The 15,849-nt window shown below is 58.8% G+C and carries 13 protein-coding genes and 2 pseudogenes; 6 read left to right on the top strand and 9 right to left on the bottom strand.

Annotated elements, in window-relative coordinates:
• A partial coding sequence (locus tag MOV76_RS33410) for an ABC transporter permease (RefSeq protein ID WP_247266123.1) occupies positions 1–1,876 on the bottom strand: 1,876 nt, incomplete at its 3' end.
• On the bottom strand, positions 1,873–2,784 hold the full coding sequence (locus MOV76_RS33405) for an HlyD family secretion protein (RefSeq protein WP_247266125.1): 912 nt from the start codon (positions 2,782–2,784) through the stop codon (positions 1,873–1,875). The genes MOV76_RS33410 and MOV76_RS33405, both read right to left, overlap by 4 nt.
• A gap of 567 nt (positions 2,785–3,351) precedes the next feature.
• On the opposite strand from MOV76_RS33405, the gene MOV76_RS33400 reads away from it, so the two are divergent.
• The 3 genes from MOV76_RS33400 (at position 3,352) to MOV76_RS33390 (ending at position 6,119) form a co-directional block, all read left to right on the top strand.
• Positions 3,352–4,305, top strand: a complete 954-nt coding sequence (locus tag MOV76_RS33400; RefSeq protein WP_247266122.1) for a 3-hydroxyacyl-CoA dehydrogenase NAD-binding domain-containing protein — start codon at positions 3,352–3,354, stop codon at positions 4,303–4,305.
• 90 nt (positions 4,306–4,395) lie between these two features.
• Complete coding sequence (locus MOV76_RS33395; RefSeq protein WP_247266121.1) at positions 4,396–5,208, top strand: enoyl-CoA hydratase; 813 nt, start codon at positions 4,396–4,398, stop codon at positions 5,206–5,208.
• The gene (locus MOV76_RS33390) at positions 5,205–6,119 is read left to right on the top strand and encodes a 3-hydroxyacyl-CoA dehydrogenase (RefSeq protein WP_247266120.1); all 915 of its coding nucleotides are present in this window, start codon (positions 5,205–5,207) and stop codon (positions 6,117–6,119) included. Before MOV76_RS33395 ends, MOV76_RS33390 begins: the two co-directional genes overlap by 4 nt.
• A 65-nt stretch (positions 6,120–6,184) precedes the next feature.
• On the opposite strand, the gene MOV76_RS33385 is transcribed toward MOV76_RS33390, so the two are convergent.
• From MOV76_RS33385 to MOV76_RS33360, 7 genes and pseudogenes are all read right to left on the bottom strand, one after another.
• A complete protein-coding gene (locus tag MOV76_RS33385; RefSeq protein WP_247266119.1) occupies positions 6,185–6,754 on the bottom strand; it encodes a helix-turn-helix domain-containing protein in 570 nt (189 codons plus the stop codon).
• A gap of 307 nt (positions 6,755–7,061) precedes the next feature.
• Positions 7,062–7,871 (bottom strand): acyl-CoA dehydrogenase family protein, encoded by an 810-nt coding sequence (locus MOV76_RS33380; RefSeq protein WP_247266124.1) that lies wholly within the window; start codon positions 7,869–7,871, stop codon positions 7,062–7,064.
• A gap of 48 nt (positions 7,872–7,919) precedes the next feature.
• A pseudogene (locus tag MOV76_RS33375) lies at positions 7,920–8,150 on the bottom strand (acyl-CoA dehydrogenase family protein); the annotation flags it as partial.
• A 189-nt stretch (positions 8,151–8,339) separates the two neighbouring features.
• Positions 8,340–9,563, bottom strand: a complete 1,224-nt coding sequence (locus MOV76_RS33370; protein ID WP_247266118.1) for a CaiB/BaiF CoA-transferase family protein — start codon at positions 9,561–9,563, stop codon at positions 8,340–8,342.
• A gap of 54 nt (positions 9,564–9,617) precedes the next feature.
• On the bottom strand, positions 9,618–10,418 hold the full coding sequence (locus tag MOV76_RS33365) for an enoyl-CoA hydratase-related protein (protein ID WP_247266117.1): 801 nt from the start codon (positions 10,416–10,418) through the stop codon (positions 9,618–9,620).
• A gap of 354 nt (positions 10,419–10,772) precedes the next feature.
• Positions 10,773–10,997, bottom strand: coding sequence for a DUF992 domain-containing protein (locus MOV76_RS40390; RefSeq protein ID WP_408988006.1), 225 nt, complete (start codon positions 10,995–10,997; stop codon positions 10,773–10,775).
• 67 nt (positions 10,998–11,064) lie between these two features.
• Positions 11,065–11,561: pseudogene (locus MOV76_RS33360) on the bottom strand (Dps family protein).
• Between the two features lie 1,139 nt (positions 11,562–12,700).
• Between MOV76_RS33360 and MOV76_RS33355 the strand changes: the two are divergent.
• From MOV76_RS33355 to MOV76_RS33345, 3 genes are all read left to right on the top strand, one after another.
• Positions 12,701–14,281, top strand: a complete 1,581-nt coding sequence (locus tag MOV76_RS33355; RefSeq protein WP_247266116.1) for a sensor histidine kinase — start codon at positions 12,701–12,703, stop codon at positions 14,279–14,281.
• Positions 14,274–14,930 (top strand): response regulator transcription factor, encoded by a 657-nt coding sequence (locus tag MOV76_RS33350; protein WP_247266115.1) that lies wholly within the window; start codon positions 14,274–14,276, stop codon positions 14,928–14,930. Before MOV76_RS33355 ends, MOV76_RS33350 begins: the two co-directional genes overlap by 8 nt.
• A 66-nt stretch (positions 14,931–14,996) precedes the next feature.
• Positions 14,997–15,365 (top strand): response regulator transcription factor, encoded by a 369-nt coding sequence (locus MOV76_RS33345; protein WP_247266114.1) that lies wholly within the window; start codon positions 14,997–14,999, stop codon positions 15,363–15,365.
• The last annotated feature ends 484 nt before the right edge of the window (positions 15,366–15,849 follow it).

The raw sequence follows: 15,849 nt of genomic DNA, 5'->3' as shown, positions 1-15,849 counted from the left end.
CGACGATCGCGCGCGCCCGGCCGCGCCGCCGTCGCGCTTCGGATCCGCCGGCTTGAAAAGCCGCGCCCCCGAGTGTCGCAATCCCCATGAATTGGGACTGCTGAAGAATGAGCATGAAGGCGGCGGGCACGACATAGCTTGCGTAACCCCCGGTCGGGTTGAAAAGCGGCTCCGAGAGCGCCTCGACAGGGGAGTTTTTCGTGATTGCCGCATGCGCAAGACTGCCATCCAGGCGCGCACCCGAGGCCGCTATCGCGAGGTTTGTCGACCCGAGCGCCTCGTCGATGCCCAGTCCCATGCGGCTGTACATGAGGAAGTAGGCAGCATCGATATAGGTCGGCATGCGCGCGGGATTGCCTTTCAGGACTTCCCGGGCAGTGCCCTCAGGTATGCCGACGATCGCGTATACCTGCCGGCGATCCAACGCCGCCTGCGCTTCGGCGAGTGTGTTCGTCCTGATATCGACGCTGAGTGCCTCGTCTGCATTGAGAGCCTGGACGACACCACGGCTCAACTCCGTTCGATCCTGGTCGACGACGGCGACAGGAATACGTTTCAAGACCTGACCGAGATAGGGTTGTGGGTAGAAAACGCCATAGATGATCGGGGCGAGCACGATCAGGCCGAAGACCGTCTTGTTGCCGCGCGCCGTTTGCAACTCGAGCAGGAAGGAACGTCCCATGCGGGGAGGTCCGGAGACCGGGGCCGCCGCTGCTATCGGATGTTTGCTCCGAACTGTCGATTTCGGGCTTCGCAGCCTTAGCCAGGCAAGCAGGAAATAGAGGATTGCAAGCCCGCCCAATATCGCAAACGGCGTTGCCGACACCTGCGCCGGAAGTCCTCTCACCGCCTGGTCGAACAGGATCTGGATATACCAGCGCAGGGGAAGGACATCCCCCCAAGCCCGTGCGAACCCGTTCATGGCGAGCACCGGAAAGCCGACGCCGACGAAGCCGAACGCCGGCGAGCAAATGATGCCGGTGAGGCTGAGACCGACCGCCAGGTTTCGCACCAGCAGTTGCAACAATGCGCCAAGGCTCAGATAGGCGATCAGCAGCAGAATGGCGGCTGCTGCCAGAATGACCGAATTGCCGCGAAACGGCACCTGATAGACCGCATCGATAATCACGGCACAGCCGGCCATGATGATGATGAGAATGCCCAGAATCGGCGCAAGCTTTCCGACAATGGCCGCAAGCGGGCTGCCACCTGCGGCCCGCAGCCATTCCGCCGGATCGCGCGATGAATACTCAGATCCAACGGCATAGCCGCCGGCAATGGCGGTGACCATATGCAGGATGGTCGGCAGGATGGCGCGTAGCAGGAATTGCGCATAGTTCAGGGCCGGATTGCTGAGAACATATTTTTCGGCAATGAGCTGGCCCGGCTGGAACGACTTGCCCTCTGTCTGCAATTCCGTGACGAGCGCTGCCGTCTGAGAGCTGATTGCACTCGACAAGGCGCTCGCAGCGTTGTTGCCGGGCGTATAATATTGGCGATTGTAAAAGGTGACGATCTGCGGGCGCTTCAACGCCAGCACATCCTTTTCGAAATCCGGTGGAATATAGACCGCGGCAATGGCGCGCCCGGAGCGAATGGAGTGCATGGCGCCATTCAGGTCGCTTGAACGCCACGCGACGCTGACGCCTGGGGCGGCGCTGATCGCCTGGGCATATTTTTCCGAGGTTGGCGAACGGTCCGCGTCGACAATATCCACATGAAGGTTGCGGATGACGGCATGACTGAAGGTCCAGCTCAGCAGGCCGAAGCCGAAAAGCGGGACGATGACGATAAGGAGAAGCGCCAGCCGGTCGCTGACCATCCAACGCAATTCACGCTGCGCGACGAGCAACAGGCCGGGTCGAACCGCGTTCATTTCTGTTGACCCGGCGGAATGGCATAAACACTCATGCCTGGGCGCAGATCGGGAACGGCCGGATCGGGATAGGCGCGGACCTCGAAGGTGCGCAAGTCGAAGTCGCCGGTCGCGCGCGTCGCGCGCCAATCGGCATATTCGCCTTTGGCGGCAATGACGCGAATAACAACCGAAATTTTGCGATCCCCCAATGCCGGCACGCGGGCCTCGAAGCGGTCCCCGACTGTCAAGCCTTTCACAAGATCTTCACGCAGGTCGAATGTCAGCCACACATCGCTGAGGTCCACCAGCGACAACAACGGCACGCCGGGGGCGACATATTCGCCAAGCTCGGCACCAATTTGATAGACTTGGGCGTTGACGGGCGCTGCTACCGTCAATTCGTTCACTTCAGCCTTGGCCGTGTCGATGGCCGCCTGCGCCTGCGCGACATTGGCCACGGCGATCTCGCGTTGCTCCTTCGTATAGCCGTTGACCGCCTCTTGATAAGCGAGATTTGCCTGGTCGTTCGTGCGCTGGGCAACGACGAGGGAGTTGGTGGCATCATCCAGTCGTTGGATCGGCGCGCTTCCGGCGCCGACTATTTGTTTTGTTCGATCATAGGTCTGCTGCGCCAAGGTCGCGTTCGCGCGCGCAGTATCGAGAGCCGCCTGGCGCTGGGCAATTTCCTCTTGGCGGGTACCGGCATCGATATTGGCAAGCGTCGCTTGCGCGGAGACTTTCGCCGCCTGTTCGTTGGCGAGCTTGGTCATAAGCTCGGGATTGTCGATGCGAAACAGGAGTTGACCCTGTTTGACATTGTCGCCGCGTGAGACCGGCCGGTCGCCGACACGTCCATCGACGCGGGCGGCGATGTCGATCCGTGTCGCATCAGCCTCACCCTGAATGATGAGCGGTTGCGGGATCATCAAGAACCACACTGTCGTGCTGATAATGCCGAGGATGATGGCTGTAACAATCAGCGCCGGCGCGAGCGCGGAGCCCTGCGACTGGGAAAGCAGGTCCTCTTCTCGTGAAACTGAAGCCGTATCGTTCGTGTCCGTCACGGTGTTTGTCCGATCATGTCTCGTTCGGCAAGGTCTGACGCAGTCGCGAACTCGTCGAGAAACCGGTGCGCGCCATGTCCCGAATACGGCGCCAATTATGCGAGGATCAGGCCATTCTGCTCGTTAGTTTTTGTTAGAAGATCGGACTGTCTGCTAACGAACGACGTTGCCTGTCGAGCATCATACACGACATTCGGACCGATTTGACCCGGCGAGCCGCGGACCTCCGAGCCTATTTGGTAGCGCGATACAAACGGCGCGAACCGGGGCAAAGCAACCGGCGGACGAAGCGCCTATGGTCGCTCCATGATCGAGTCCCGCATGTGCCGATATCGTTCGCCGCCGCACGCGATCTCCTCGATCAAATCGTCTTGAAGGCGATAGGGCCTGTCAAGGCCCGGTTACACTCCTGGAAATTGGGATACGACAATGGCTCGAGACATTAAACGCGTAGCGATCATCGGCACCGGCGTTATCGGCGCAAGTTGGTCGGCACTCTATTTGGCCAAAGGACTGGATGTGGTTGCGACCGATGTTTCGCCAACTGCAAAACAGTATCTGCAAGATTTCGTGGATGCCGCCTGGCCCGCGCTCGAACGGCTCGGCCTCGCACCAACGGCCGATCGCGCCCGGCTTACATTCGAGCCGGATCTGGAAAAAGCCGTTGCTGACTGCGACCTCGTACAGGAAAACGGCCCGGAGCGGCTGGATTTCAAGCGCAAGCTCTACGATCAGCTCGATACGATCTTGGGCCCCGATGTCATCATCGCTTCCAGCACCTCCGGATTGACAATGAGTGCCATCCAATCGGCCTGCACTCGCCACCCGGAACGCTGCGTGATCGGCCATCCCTTCAACCCGCCGCATCTGGTTCCACTGGTTGAAGTCGTCGGCGGCGAGACGACATCTCAAGACACCATCGATCGCGCGATGAAATTCTATGCCGGCTTGGGAAAGCGTGCGATTCACGTCCGTAAAGAGGTTCCGGGGCACGTGGCCAATCGGCTATCGGCAGCACTTTATCGCGAGGTTGTCCACCTCATTCACGAAGGGGTGGCCGACGCCGGTGACGTCGATGCTGCCATATCCTGGGGACCCGGCCTGCGCTGGGGAATCATGGGTCCGAACCTGCTCTACCATCTGGGCGGCGGTGAAGGCGGCATCGAGCATTTCTTCAGCCAGTTTACAGGGCCGATGACGGCTTGGTGGCGCGACCTCGGAAATCCGGAGCTTAGTCCTGAGACCTGCCAAACCATCATCAAAGGCGTGTTGGACGAAGCCCACGGCCGGTCGATTCAGGACCTTGCAAAGTACCGTGATGACATTCTCCTCGGACTGCTGGCCCTTCGGGCGGACGAACTCAAGACCACCCAGCAGCAATAGGCGTGCGTTCGGAGACAGGTTCGGCGGCAAGTCAGGCGGGCGTTGAACTGGACCTCAGGACAAACTTCTCCCGCCTGACTGAGAACTCCCATGAACGATATTCTTACCGGTCTCGATGAGCACATCCTGACAATAGAGTTCAATCGCGCTGAAAAGCGAAATGCGCTGACGCTGGAGATGTATCTCGAAATTGCGCGATTGTTATCCGACGCACGAGATGATCCCGATGTGCGCGTCGTCTTGCTGCACTCCGTCGGCGATAACTTTTCGGCCGGCAACGACCTGAAGGATTTTCAGGATCATCCACCTGGTTCAGGAGATAGTCCGCAGAGGCGATTGATCGACGCTTTAAGAGCGCTGGACAAACCTCTGGTCGCGGCGGTGCGGGGTGCGGCCGTCGGCTCCGGAGCGACGATGCTGACTTATTGTGATTTCGTCTATGCAGGCGACACCGCCAAGCTCCAATACCCCTTCATCAATCTCGCTTTGGTTCCGGAATTCGGAGCGAGCTTCTCGCTGGTCGATCAAGTCGGCTATCTCAGGGCAGCCGAAATCGTGCTGCTTGGCCATCCCTTCAGCGCCCAACAGGCGCTTGCCATGGGATTGGTCACAACAGTCGTCGCCGATGACGATGTCTTCGAGGCGGCCCTGAAAACCGCACGCGAGCTTGTCCAAAAACCGGCGAATGCACTTCGCGCCTGCAAGCAACTGATGCGAAGCTACACCGACACCCCTCTGGATCAGGCGATTCAGAGGGAATTGCAGGAGTTCAGCGCAAAAGTGCGTTCCGACGATGCACGCGAAGCGATCTCCGCCTTCGTTGAAAAACGCCCTCCCCGCTTCAACGTCGGCGGCCCGGCCGAAACCCTCCCGACCTCAACAGCTTCAAGGATATCGTCATGAACACGAAAACGTCTGATCACCTTCTATTGCTCGAGACAAGGCCACCTCGCGTGCTCTCGGTGTCCCTGGATGGGCGACACATTGTCGAACTCGTCGGAAACTGCGGCGGTACGCCTGATGGCCTCGCGATCGACTATAAGAACAGGCATATTTACTGGACCAACATGGGTGTGGATTGGTCTTCCAATGACGGGTTTATCGAACGCGTGGATTTCGACGGAAAGAACAGAACCGTCATCATCCCTGAAGGCGCGACGTTTACGCCCAAGCAGATACAGATCGATGCCGATGCCGGGCTGCTTTACTGGTGTGATCGTGAGGGAATGCGGGTGATGCGATCGCGCACAGACGGTTCCGACGTTACCGTCCTGGTCGAAACCGGCTCGACGGAGGCAGATCGAAAGGATGAACGGCTGCATTGCGTCGGCATCGCCATCGATCGCCTCTCAGGACGGCTATACTGGACGCAAAAGGGACCGCCAAACGCCGGAAAAGGTGGCATTTTCAGCGCCCCTCTCGATATGCCGGCAGGCATGTCGCCGCGTCACCGGTCTGATATCACCCTGTTGTTTGACGCCCTTCCGGAACCGATCGACCTGGAATGGGATGCCAAGAACAGTCTGCTTTACTGGACGGACCGCGGTGATCCTCCGCGTGGAAATACACTGAACCGCTGCCGTATCGTGAATGGCGTCGCGCAGACACCTGAGATCCTTTTGTCTGGCTTGGACGAGGGGATCGGGCTGGCGCTCGATGAGGCGAGTGGCGAGGTCTATGTGAGCGACCTCGGTGGATTTGTCCGCGTCGCCTCCGTCGATCGGCCCGTAGAACCGCGGCTCCTGTTGTCAGGACGCGGAGCCCTTACCGGTATCGCTTTCTGGCGTGCATCTGCAGAGCCGCCGTCGGCTTAGTGGACCAATGCAGCCGTCGCCGGCGGGCGGCGGCGGCCACTGCGTCACGTAAAATTTTTCCGTCTTCAATGGCCTCGTACGGCACGAGGGACAAGCATTTCCCCGCTCATGGCGCGCCGCCAGGCCGATGGGCTTTGCCGGAACTTGCTCCTGAACAGCTTCGACAGATGCGCCTGATCGGCAAAGCCGCAGGCTTGCGATATGCTCGCCAGAGTATCGGCAGTTTCGCACATCATCGCCTTGGCTCTTTCGATGCGGCAGTTCATGATATAATTGTGCGGTGTTTCCTTGAATGTCTGTTTGAACGCCCGATAGAAATGCCCGGTGCTGAGGTGCGCCAGATTGCACAACTCGCTAATTTGAATGGGGCCGTCGAGATTGGCGTCGATAAAATTCGCCAGGCGTTTGGCCTGCCAGCCGCTCAGGCCGCCGAGTTGTAACGGGGGCGTGACATCGGCTCTCCGCCGGCTGATTTCCTCATTTACGAGCCGAGATGCCACCGCAAGCGTGTGCCGCGCAGCTTTCCGGTCCTTGTCAAAAGCGTCACTGACCTGCTCTAGCAGGTTGGCGATGTGGTTTGCGAAATCACCTATCTTGTGGTCGGTCAAAGATTTGGCTGTAGCGATATTTTCCATGGCTTTCATCTCTTCCAGAACGAGGCATCCGCTGGAGCGGGCCATGAAGAGTTTTGCAGAAAGGTCGCCGAAACTGTTGTTAGGCTTCGAAAGCCATCGTTAGTTGTCATTAGGCAAGCACTGCCGGCGCCATGAATATCATCGATTTGTCGATTGAACCGGACGCCGTGGGATAGGCGGACGCCAAAAGCCAGCGACATGCGGCGGTGTCGCTGGCCCTTTTGGGCGATGGAGCTGGGGCGGAGTCCATCGCCGCAATTCTCATGGTTATGCTGATGGAAATCGGACCGTGGCGGTCTAAACGGACTTACACAAAAGCGCTAAAGCCGCTGACCGCCTTGCCAACGATCAGAGAGTTCATTTCCCGCGTGCCTTCGTATGAATAAAGCGCTTCGGCATCTGCAAAGAACCGAGCGACGTTATAATCGAGCACGATACCGTTTCCGCCGAGCAATTCGCGCGCCCAGGCAACGGTCTCACGCATTTTTACCGTGCAAAACGCCTTGGCCAGCGAAGCGTGCTGATCGAGAAGTTTTCCCTGATCTTGAAGCTGCGCCAGACGAACGACCATGGACTGTGACGCGGTGATATTGCCCAGCATTTTGGCAAGAAGATCCTGGATCATTTGGAACGAGGCAATCGGCTTTCCAAATTGCTCGCGGGTCTGAGCGTAGCGCAGGGCATGCTCATAGGCGCCCATGCTGCATCCGACCGCCTCCCAGGCCACATACTGCCGGGTGAGCTTCAAGACACGCGCCGTATCGCGGAAAGACAGGTCGCGCTGCAATCTGTTCTCTTCGGGAACGCGACAATTGTCGAGGGTGATGATACCGCTTTGGACGACACGAAGCGCGATCTTGTTTTCGATTTTCTCCACGGCGAAGCCCGGCGTCGTCTTGTTTTCGACGACGAAGCCCTTGACCTGATTGTCATCGACGTCTTTCGCCCAGATGACGGAGAGATCGCAAAAGGTTGAATTACCAATCCAACGCTTTTGTCCGTTCAGGATCCACGTGTCTCCCTCGCGTTTCGCCGTGGTCGTCAGACCGCCGCCGGTACCGGAGCCGACCAACGGTTCGGTCAGTCCAAAGCAGCCGATTTTCTCAAGCCTGGCCATGGACGACAGCCACCTTTGCTTCTGTTCCTCCGAGCCGCCGAGATAGATCGATCCCATGGCAAGGCCGCTGTGAACACCATAAAAGGTAGCGATGGAGGCATCGACACGCGACAATTCCATCGCGACGAAACCATCGAGCAGCGTGCTGCCGCCGGGACAACCATAGCCTTCGAAGCCAATGCCAACGATATTGAGATCGCGAATTTTGGGGATGAGTTCGAAGGGAAAGGCGTCCTCGGCCCAGTACTTGTTGATGATCGGCGCGACGCTCGTTTCCATGAAGGAACGCACTTTTGTGAGGAGCGCCTGTTCATCGTCGCTAAGGATCTCACGGATGCGATAAAAATCGCTGTCGATGTCTGGAAGAGCGTGGGCGGTCGCTGGGGCGGAAGTCATTGATGGCTCCAAATCGTTGCTTGGGTTGCGGTTGTGTGTCGGCGAAGCGTGGGCGAGACGGACAAGCCTTGATCAGCCTTTGAAGGGTGCGACAGTGCCGGAGGTGTTCAGACTGTCGATTTCGGCGGCATCAAATCCCAGTTCCTCGAGAATTTCATTGCTATGCTCGCCCAATTGCGCAGCCAGCCGAGGCTTGACCTTTTCGCTTCCAGTGATCTGAATGGGATTGCTGACCGTGCGGGTTCCCGGTCGGCCGGGAATATCGAGCGGCACGACGATATCATTGGCTGCGAGTTGCGGATCATTGATGATTTCGTGGGCGATCTGCACCACCCCGAAGATCACCCGTCCCGTATCCAGGGTCTGCTTCCAATACGATAGCGGTTGGCTTGCAAAAAGCGGATCGAGTATCTCGACCAGAGCGGCGGCGTTGGACGTGCGATGTTCGTCGGAGAACCGAGGATCTTCCAGCAGTTCCGGCTTGCCAATGGCTTTGGCGAATCCCGGCCAATCTTTCTTTTGCGCTGCCACCAATAGGATCCAGCGGTGGTCTGACGTCCGGTAAGGATTTAGCAGAGCGTTTGGCGGGTTCTTGCGATCGTGCTGCGGGAAGAAGTGTCCGCCGTGCAGACCTCCCTCGACCCAGGCTCCGGCCGCCCAGATGCCGTTGGCGATCAGCGAGGTCGAGACATGACCGCCTTTGCCGGTCGTCGCTCGAACGTAAAGGGCGGTGACGATGGCTGCATAGAGCGTAGTCGCCGTCGCATGGTCGCCAATGCCGGGAATGGGAAGCGTCGGCGGACTACCGGCGTCATGTGTGACTTCCATCAGACCGGAGCGGGCCCAATAGGCAGTGATGTCGAAGCCCGGAGTATCCGCTTCCGGCCCCGAGGCTCCATATCCTGTTATGTCGGCATAGATGAGCTTTGGATTGAGAGGCGAAAGATCCTCGTAGGCCACGCCGAGTGCCGCTTTGACGCGCGGCGGGAAGTTGACCACGACAACGTCAGCCCACCGGACAAGTCGCTGCAGCACCTCCTTTGCCGAAGCCGACTTCAGATTTATGGCGATGCTGCGCTTGTTTCGGTTGGTCAGCTGCCATGCATAATTGAAGTCGCTGACGGGGTTCGGCGGCATGGCAGAAAAAAACCGGTACACGTCGCCCGTTCCCGGAGGCTCGACCTTGATGACGTCGGCGCCAAAGTCGGCAAGGATAGTGGCGGCTGCCGGCCCGGCAATATAACTGGCGAGGTCGAGCACTTTTAGCCCGGAAAAGATGTGAGTTGCCCCAGTCATTGACCTGTCTCCGTGATGTCGTTGAAAATGCGAATCTCTAGTGAGCCTGGCGGCTCACTGCCCGGTAAAATTCGGCGCGCGTTTTCCCAGGAATGCGGCCGTGCCTTCGCGCATATCCTGCGTGGCGATGCAGAGCGCAAACAACTTGCTCTCCAAGGCGAGCCCTTCAGCCAGGCTGCAATCCTGGCCCCTGTTGACCGCCTCGATCGCGGAGCTGATCGCCAAGGGCGCATTGCCGGCAATTTTTGCAAGGATCTGCTCTGCCCGATCGATAAGGGCGGGCGCCGCGACGATTTCGTTGACGAGGCCGGTGCGGAAGGCTTCGTCGGCTGACATGGTATCGCCCGTCAGAATGAGCTGCAGAGCAAGGCCCCTGCCGATCAAACGCGGCAGGCGCTGCGTTCCGCCGAAGCCGGGGATGAGACCCAGCTTGACCTCAGGCTGGCCGAACTTGGCGGTTGCTGTCGCAAGCCGCATCGTGCAGGCCAGAGCGATCTCGCAGCCGCCGCCAAGGGCCAATCCATTGACCGCGGCAATCACAGGTTTGCCGAGCTGCTCGATGAGATTGAAGAGATCCTGCCCGGCTCTCGTCCGACGCACAGCGTCGACCGGCGTGGAAGTGGAAAGCTCGGCAATATCAGCGCCGGCGACGAATGCCCTGTCACCGGAACCGGTAAGAATGGCGCCGCGAATGGCGGGATCGTTTTGAATGTCTTCGAACGCGATCCGCAATTCGGCGATAGCCAGCTGGTTTAGGGCGTTCAGGACCGCTGGACGATTGAGCGTCACAAAGGCTGTTGCAGCTTTCTTCTCATAGATAATCGTTTCGAACGAGTTCGGCGAAGCTACTTGCATCAAGCGAAGACTCCTGTCGCAAACTGTCGCAAGTCCCGGAACGACCTGCGAGGCAGAGGACCGCTTTCAATCCTACAAAGGCAGCTTTACACCGGAGGTGGAGCACGATCTTGTACGAGCCTCACGCGACCATGATGGACTTCGCCTTCAATGACGCTGATGGCCGCTGCGCCTCAATAACGCTTTTTGCTTTACCGTTTCGGCCTCGATCAGAGAACGATCTGATACCGCACGCTTCCGCAGCATTAACTTTCCCGTCGCATTCAAATATCTGCCTGCGTTGCCAAGCGGTGAATGTGCGCCAAGCCGCTTGAGGCGAGCACTTCAGGCGGCCCCGGCGTAGCTTCGATGCGATCAGTTAGCTAGGTGGAGCTTCAGTGCAGTTACACCGATGGCCAGACTGACTCCGACGTCCCTGTCGACCGAAACCGATCGAAGCGACAGGGTATTCGCGGTTCCGCCGGCGAGAGCGTTGGCGCCGTCTTCGATGCCATGCTCGCATCTGCCGGGGACGGCGCCGCCCAGGTCCCCTGCGCGCCGTCGACCTGTTCGCACGTGGCGTTGTAGAAGAGCCAGCATGCGGCCTTTCGTAATGGGTGCCGATATCCAATGCCCTATGGGGCCAAGAGGAAGAAAAGGGGGGTCATTAAGCGGCCCTTTTCGAGGGGCGGAAAGGAAAGATCAGCGAGAGCGACGGGTCGTTCTGTTTCGTCGAGTCAGTTTTCGACCAAGCTCCTCGTGGTAACAGCCGCAGGATTGCGACGAGCTGCTTGTTGTCGTCGTGCAGCTCAGCCAGCATTTCCTCCGGCGATACGAAATCCGCGTCGTTGTCGAGCTCTGCTGCGGGCGGGCAATGTGGTCGACGAAGCCCAGCGTCGTGCCGCCGATCTTGCATGCACGCTCGGCGATATCGTCCGTCATCGCGAATATCTCCCAACCCTGCTCGTCGAGCAGCAGGTGGTCGTAGAGAAAATGCGGCTTCGAAGCTGCAATGGAAATTCTTGGTCTTGAGATAGAACGTAGAGACGTCTGGCAGCATGCGGTCAAGGCTGCTGCACTATCTTTGGTCGCGTTGGAGCCGATGTCCGTCGGCGTTGCGGAGTGTAAGGTTGCGGTTCTTGGTTCTGCTCGCGTAGCCACCATAACTCTCCTTGAGCGATCTGAGTGGTCGATTGCCAGCCACTCCCTGCAGCTCTTCGATCGCGCCAGAGAGTTGAAATGCCTGTAGACAGCCCGACATCGCCTGCTGGTATAGGAGCGCCAATACCTAGGTGTAGTTACGCGGCGGGCAGGATCGGACTAGCTTTTCTTCGTCGCCTCAACCCCTGAGGCGGGTAGCGTCCTCCCAGCTACCAGGCTTCGGTGTCCCTCCCCTCCGCCGAAGCGGCGGGTCCTTCCAAGATCCGCTTTGGCCGTCTCCATCCGCCTGGAGACGGCCCTTTCCTTTTGTAAGAGCCGGAAGCTTTGAGATGTCGGCAAAGCGGAACATGCACGGCAACGGCAACGGCCCGTCCCAGACAGCGGGCATGACACAACCGGTCTCGGTATCGTTTTCATTAGCCTGCTTGCAGACGTGACGGTCGCCGTGATCAAGTTCACCGTGGCTTATATGTCGGGCAGTACCGCCATCGAGCGAAGGCGTCATTCGCTTGTTGATGCAGGGACCGAGGTCATTCTTCTCTATGGCCTCATTGTGTCGGGGAGAAAGGCCAGCCCCCGTCGCCTATGGCCGCGAAGTCTTTCTGCAACTTTGTGGTTGCGGTGCTCCTTAGAGGCGCGACACTCTGGGCAGCTGTTCGTCGGGCAAGCGTGGGACGCGGCATGCTCACGTCTAAAACGGCGGGCGCAAGGGCTGATGAAGGCCAAAGGCAACCCTCGCATCCGCTAACGTCTCTCTGGCAAACCTTGCCAACCAGATCGAATTGCTGACGACCGTCGTGCAGAATGCCGAAGCAAAGAACGCATCAGCACTTGCGGAACAAAACGAGTCCGGACTTGAGTTCCGTCGGCAGGCGCAATCGGCATATGTACGAGCGCCGATGTCGTTCGATCCGCTGCACCCGGGGTCCGCGCCGCCCGTTCGCGCAGAAGGACGCTTTATCGATAAGCGGCAAGTTCGCAAATGCCGGACCCGAGATCTACGCTGGATCGCAATGTTATCCTACAAGACGGCGACCGATCTTGAATGGTAGGACGCTCCTGCCCGGTCGGATCATACCTATGTATAGGTTAGATCGCGTCAATGGGCGCATATGCTCGCGACCAAATAAGCTGGGGGAACAATGTCTATAGCGTCAACAATACTTCGCGCTTGCGATGCTGAAGGAGGCCAAAACGTGGCCTTCGGCTTAGTTGCCATCGCGCTCGCCGCAGCCGTCTTTTACGTCGATACATACACCGACATCGAGGGGGCCGTCGCGGTTCTCTATGTCGTCGCGATGCTGCTTGCTGCCCAAGCGACAACGCGCATTGGCCTACTTGTCATCGCAGCCGTATGTGCCGCCCTTACCCTTCTCTCCTATGGCATGACGCATGGCGACGATGTCGACCTGCAGTCGACGATCCGACTTAACGTTGCTCTTGCTGCGATGTTCGTGACGACCGTGCTGCTCCTGAAGACGGAGACTGCGCGCCTCACGCTGCTTTCGATCAACTCTGCCCTGAAGGAGAGCGAGGCCAGATACCGCTCCATTTTCAACCGCACCCGCGTTGCGCTCTGGGAGTGGGACTATTCTAAGCTGCGCAGTCATTTGATGGATGTCAGGGCGCAAGGGGTCACCGACATCCTAGTCCATGCGCGTGCTGATCCCGCGTTTGTTGATCATTGCATCAGTCTTATAAGGGTGGTGGCGGCGAACGAAGCCGCGCGCGAGATGCTGGGTCCGGAGTCCTCCGTGGTTGGTGTTCTGCGGCGCTCCATCACTTCCGGGCAGGAGAAGTTCCTTGACGTGCTTCAAGTGATAATGGACGGCGAAAGGATCTTCGAAGGCAAGGTCGAGGTACGGGCGGACAATGGCGAAGACAAGCTCGTGCTGCTCAGCATCAGCTTCCCGGAAGTTCCCGCCGCCTTCAGCCGCGTCGTCGTCAGCATGGTCGACATCACCCAGCGTGAACTGGCTCTGAAGGCCTTGGCCGAGGCGCAGGCGGAGTTGACGAAGGCATCGAAGGCCGCGACGGTCGGCGCGATGTCGGCGTCGCTTGCACACGAGCTCAACCAACCGCTCGGGGCAATCGTGGTCAACTCGCAGACGCTACTTAGATGGTTAGATCGCGATCCGCCCGACCTTGTTGCCGTGCGCCGTTCGGCTGAAAGAATGATCCGCGACAGCCAGCGGGCGAGCGAGATCATCCAGAACACACGCAGTCTTCTGTCTCCTTCAAGCAACGAGCTCGAGAGTGTTAGTCTGGACAGGCTGGTGGATGACACTATGGCTCTGATGGAGCACGACCTTCAGCGAAGCGGGACGACCGTGCTTGTTGACCGGAAGCCTCACATCCCTCCGATCTCGGCCGTAAAGATCGAGCTCCAGCAGGTGCTGATCAATCTCATCACCAATGCCATCCAGGCAATGGTTGGGGCCAACGGCCCGGAGCGAAGCATCACGATAGCGACGGAGCGGCCCGATGCCGAGCATGTCTATATCGCGGTGCGTGACTCTGGACCCGGGATCACCGAAGATGCGAGAGACAAGCTGTTTGCCCCGTTTTTCACGACCAAGGCGACCGGCATGGGCATGGGCCTGTCTATTTGCCGCACCATGCTGGAGGCCCGTGGCGGAAAACTCGAAGGAACCAATCATCCCGAAGGTGGCGCGATCTTTGAAATGCGCCTGCTGATAAAACCGGAGGTGGAACATGTCTGACGTACGCAAGCTACAAAAGGAATCGCCTCGACCCGTGGTCTTCATCGTCGATGACGATCTGTCGATGCGAGAAGCACTGATGGATCTGTTCCGCTCGATGAAATTCGACGCGGAGGCATTCGAGAGCGGGACAGCCTTCATGGAAACGGCTAATTTCAATCGCCCCGGCTGCATTCTGCTCGATGTGCGCTTGCCTGGTGTCAGCGGACTGGATTTCCAGACCCAGCTGGAGCGCGTCGGCAGCAAAATGCCCATCGTGTTCATGACTGGGTTTGGCGACATACCAATGAGCGTGCGGGCAATGAAGGCAGGCGCTGTTGATTTTCTGACCAAGCCCTTCAAGGATCAAGACATTCTCGACGCGGTGGCGGCGGCGATGGAACGAGACGCCGCGCGCCGGCGCCAGAGTGCGCTCAGCGAAGCAGTCGCTTCACTTGTCGGAAGCCTCACGCCGCGTGAGCGCGAAGTCATGGAGGCTGTGGTCAGGGGGCAAATGAACAAGCAGATCGCCTACGCGCTTGGAATCAGCGAGGTCACGGTGAAACTGCACCGCGGCAACGTCATGCGGAAAATGGAAGTCCGCTCAGTCGCGGAACTTGTCAAAAAGGCCGAAATGCTGGGCGAAAGCGTACGACCACCTGTATCTTAGTATTGTATTTTTGAATCTGGCATGAGCGCATAACAAGAATTAGAAACAGTCAGAAAAGGTCGTTCATTGTCCCAAGTCCCTACAATAGCCGTTGTCGATGACGACCAGGCCACCCGTGAAGCGATGGATGACCTCGTCAAGTCCTGCGGTTACGAGTGCCGGTTGTTCGCCTCGGCGGAAGAGTTTCTCGCCTTCGAACCGCGATCCGAAATCGCTTGCATGCTCGTCGATGTGAAGATGCCCGGTATCACTGGGATCGAACTGCAGGTTGAATTGACCAAGCATTCGGAGCGTCCTCCGATGATCTTTGTCACCTCGTGCAACGACGAGCGGACGCGCAATACGGCGATGAACGCGGGCGCATTCGCTTTTCTCGGGAAGCCGGTCGATATCGAAAAGCTGATCGGTTGGCTGGAGTCGGCGCTCGCTCATTGAGAACCGAAGACAACTGAAACTGCAGAGGAGTCCGTCGGGCTCGCTATAGCACGCGGCGTCATCGTCACATGAAGCGCCGCCCTGGTCACCCAGACTGAAGCGGACGGCCCCATCGAGAACTCCGTGTTTCACTCGATCATGTCCTGACCGGCACCGTTTGGGTAAGCAATATCGCGTTGCCTGCCACAGGCGTGCCTAGAAGCAACAGGTGCAAGGAGACAAGACGACAATGTTTCTCATTCACGAACACCCACCTGTTGGAGGAAGCGGATTGCTCTTCCTGAGCGCCACTTCCGAACGAGCCAGCGCGGCGTCGATCGCCGCCTCTGCCGCGAGTGGACTGGGTGGTCAGGATCGTCCTCCCTCTCCCCTCCTTCGACCGATACAAGATTCGCCCTGGCTCCGGCATCGCCACGGCACCGCCGTCGCTATCTGATGCTGCAGGCCACGGCCTGCCCGCGGAGGCCGTCGGCGCCGAGCGAGC

Source organism: Rhizobium sp. PRIMUS64 (genome assembly GCF_023006465.1).
Taxonomy (GTDB): domain Bacteria; phylum Pseudomonadota; class Alphaproteobacteria; order Rhizobiales; family Rhizobiaceae; genus Rhizobium; species Rhizobium leguminosarum.
The sequence above is the reverse complement of the archived record's forward strand: the minus strand, read 5'-3'. Positions and strand labels throughout refer to the sequence as shown.

What these genes read in the sequence shown, in the direction of transcription:
- MOV76_RS33405 (WP_247266125.1), bottom strand. Translation starts at nt 2,784, where the DNA reads ATGATCCCGCAACCGCTCATCATTCAGGGTGAGGCTGATGCGACACGG.
- MOV76_RS33400 (WP_247266122.1), top strand. Translation starts at nt 3,352, where the DNA reads ATGGCTCGAGACATTAAACGCGTAGCGATCATCGGCACCGGCGTTATC.
- MOV76_RS33395 (WP_247266121.1), top strand. Translation starts at nt 4,396, where the DNA reads ATGAACGATATTCTTACCGGTCTCGATGAGCACATCCTGACAATAGAG.
- MOV76_RS33390 (WP_247266120.1), top strand. Translation starts at nt 5,205, where the DNA reads ATGAACACGAAAACGTCTGATCACCTTCTATTGCTCGAGACAAGGCCA.
- MOV76_RS33385 (WP_247266119.1), bottom strand. Translation starts at nt 6,754, where the DNA reads ATGGAAAATATCGCTACAGCCAAATCTTTGACCGACCACAAGATAGGT.
- MOV76_RS33380 (WP_247266124.1), bottom strand. Translation starts at nt 7,871, where the DNA reads ATGGCCAGGCTTGAGAAAATCGGCTGCTTTGGACTGACCGAACCGTTG.
- MOV76_RS33370 (WP_247266118.1), bottom strand. Translation starts at nt 9,563, where the DNA reads ATGACTGGGGCAACTCACATCTTTTCCGGGCTAAAAGTGCTCGACCTC.
- MOV76_RS33365 (WP_247266117.1), bottom strand. Translation starts at nt 10,418, where the DNA reads ATGCAAGTAGCTTCGCCGAACTCGTTCGAAACGATTATCTATGAGAAG.
- MOV76_RS40390 (WP_408988006.1), bottom strand. Translation starts at nt 10,997, where the DNA reads ATGCTGGCTCTTCTACAACGCCACGTGCGAACAGGTCGACGGCGCGCA.
- MOV76_RS33355 (WP_247266116.1), top strand. Translation starts at nt 12,701, where the DNA reads ATGTCTATAGCGTCAACAATACTTCGCGCTTGCGATGCTGAAGGAGGC.
- MOV76_RS33350 (WP_247266115.1), top strand. Translation starts at nt 14,274, where the DNA reads ATGTCTGACGTACGCAAGCTACAAAAGGAATCGCCTCGACCCGTGGTC.